3 protein-coding genes and 1 pseudogene are annotated in these 2,644 nt (G+C 48.7%); all 4 read left to right on the top strand.

The genetic code is table 11. The features are described 5' to 3' along the window. Nucleotides 1-444: pseudogene (locus MHN01_RS23950) on the top strand (zinc carboxypeptidase); the annotation flags it as partial. 4 nt (nucleotides 445-448) lie between these two features. Continuing rightward, nucleotides 449-1,222, top strand: a complete 774-nt coding sequence (locus MHN01_RS23945) for an alpha/beta fold hydrolase (protein WP_239413872.1) — start codon at nucleotides 449-451, stop codon at nucleotides 1,220-1,222. A gap of 113 nt (nucleotides 1,223-1,335) precedes the next feature. Further along, the gene (locus MHN01_RS23940) at nucleotides 1,336-2,076 is read left to right on the top strand and encodes a glycosyltransferase (RefSeq protein WP_239413870.1); all 741 of its coding nucleotides are present in this window, start codon (nucleotides 1,336-1,338) and stop codon (nucleotides 2,074-2,076) included. Then, nucleotides 2,070-2,644 (top strand): DedA family protein (locus MHN01_RS23935; protein ID WP_239413868.1); only part of this gene is annotated, 575 nt, incomplete at its 3' end. The genes MHN01_RS23940 and MHN01_RS23935, both read left to right, overlap by 7 nt.

The following is a 2,644-nucleotide window of genomic DNA, read 5'->3' as shown; positions in this document are numbered from 1 at the left end:
TTTCCCTTTGCCAAAAGCAAAAGCCAGTCTATAGGAAAAATTGGTGATATCTATCACCTTAAAGAACTTTTCTTTAATGCCTACCCCCATCAGAACTACCTGTTCGAGCCGCAGACCAAGCACTATACCTGCCATGGTGATCTTTGGGATTTTATGTATGAACGCTCCGAAGATAACGGTACCCACCTACTTCCACTAACACTTGAAATGGGCTCATGGCGCTGGGTTCGCAAGAACCCACTCCAACTTGGCGACCGACTGGGCCTTTTCCATCCGATGAAACCACACCGTATACAGCGCGTTCTTCGTACCCACCTGACTCTACTGGAATTTTTGATGAATGCGGCCTATTCTTATCAATCTTGGTATAACAGTGATCTCACCCCGGCTTTTGCCAGTAAAGCCCGAGCGCTATGGTATTCCGACTCATCATTAACGGAGTAATTTAATGGAGATTCAGAAAGATAGCCCGAGACCTATCGTGCTGATCCGTGGCTTGCTCCGAGAACAGCGTCACTGGGGCCAATTCTATGAAATGCTCTGCCAGCACTATCCAGAGCGTCCGGTCATTTGTCTTGATCTAGCCGGTAATGGTGCCCGTTTCCAGGTTACTTCCCCTTCTTCAATTCGTAAAATGGTCAACGATTTGCGGGTTCAACTGCGGCTCAAAGATGTTAACCTAGATGCTATCGATATCATATCCATTTCGATGGGCGGCATGATCGCCGTTGAATGGATGACTAGCTATCCCAATGAAGTTGATTCCACCGTCTTAATTAACACTAGTGCACGGCCCTACTCCCCGTTTTATCAGCGATTAAACTGGCAGAAATTGCCTACCATTTTCAAAATACTTTATAGTCCGCCGGAAGAGAAAGAAGCGCTTATTTTGGCACTCACGTCCAACAATCTACATCAGCACCAAGGTACGCTCAAAGAGTGGATAAAATTGCGCGAGCAATACCCGGTCAGCACACGTAATACATGGGTTCAGCTGCAGGCTGCCGCCCGATATCGGGTACGATATTCACCTACCAAGCCTGTTCTGTTACTAGCCTCAGAACAAGACCAGTTGGTCAATGTAGCCTGTAGCAAGGCACTGGCCTCAAACTGGCACCTACCGCTGTTTCTTCACCCGGATGCCGGTCATGACCTCCCACTTGACGAGCCTGAGTGGCTCTGCGAACAAATCGAAGCTTTCTACCAGCAACAGCCACACTGAGAACTCTCTCAATTATATGAACGGAAGATGAACTAGGCCCTCACATCCTATTCAGTCCCTTCAAAGCATAATTCTCTCAACAATTAAGCCAGTTACGAATTTGAGAGGAAATTATGAATCCGATTAGTATTGTTGTGATTACCCTAAACGAAGAGAAACGTATCGGCCGTTTGCTTGAAGATCTAAGCAAGCAAAGTCACCAGAACTTCGAAGTTATCGTGGTCGACTCCAACAGTGATGATAATACCTGTGAGGTAGCACAGGGATTTGATAAAGCCTTGCCGGCCCTGACCGTTCACAAGATGGAAAGTCGAGGAACCAGCCTAGGTCGCAATACCGGTGCCAAGCTTGCTTCCCATGAGCGTCTCTTATTTCTTGACGCAGATGTCCGTCTGGAGCCGACATTTCTGACCAATGCCCTCCACCAACTTGAAAAACGCAAGCTCGAAGTGGCCGGTGTGTATATGAGTGCCGAAGAGCTTTCACTTGGCTACCGTCTTGGCTACGGACTGTTCAATGCCGGGCTGTACGCTACATCCTTTTTCTTCCCGACATCAGTCGGTGCCTGCCTATTTTCAACCAAACGGGCCCATGAGGAAATTAATGGCTTTGATGAAGAGATCGTTCTTTGCGAAGACTGTGACTACGTACGCAGGGCTTCCGAAACCTGGCGCTACCGAATGCTTCCTATCAGCTTCTGGTTTGATCCTCGTCGACTCGAACAGGATGGATTTTTCAAGATGGGGCTAACCTACCTGAAAGCCAATGTGCGCCGCTTTTTTTTCGGAGAAATGCGCAACAACGAAATGAGCTATGAGTTTGGCCATTACAAGGACGCAGATAACAAATGCTAAATGCCAGCTGGTGGTGGTTCTTCGGCGGTAGCTTTCTCGATGCACTGATAGGGCCCAACCTCTTTTTTCCCGGAGAGCCCTTCTTGCTTGCAGCAGGCTACCTGCTAAGTAGCGGCGCAATGTACGGTGTCATATCCGTACTCCTTGGCGGCCTTATTGGCGATCAGCTCAGCTATTTCATCGGTCGCCGTTATGGCGTTAATGGACGCCGCTGGCTCTGCCATCGTGTTCCTAAAACCCGGAGACCCATTGCCAGAGCCCGGCTAGTACTAAGAAAACGCGGCCCTTTGGTGGTCGCTATAGCCCGCTTGCTGGGACCGGTAGCCTGGATAATGCCCTTCCTGGCTGGCAGCTACGCGCTTCCCTGGATGACCTTCACGGCATACTCATTAATCGGTCTTTTTATCGGTGTCGGACAATTTGTATTTGCCGGTTATTTGCTGGCGCAAGGAATCGAGTTAATGCCAGATCTCGCCACTATTTCCCTGTTCCTGAAAGAACATAGCTTATTAGTCGTGGCTATTTTTATTGCTTCAGTGATCAGCCTGATGCTCTACCGAACAAAGAG

Source organism: Photobacterium sp. OFAV2-7, assembly GCF_022347985.1.
Lineage (GTDB): Bacteria > Pseudomonadota > Gammaproteobacteria > Enterobacterales > Vibrionaceae > Photobacterium.
This window is presented reverse-complemented; position numbering and strand designations above follow the sequence as displayed.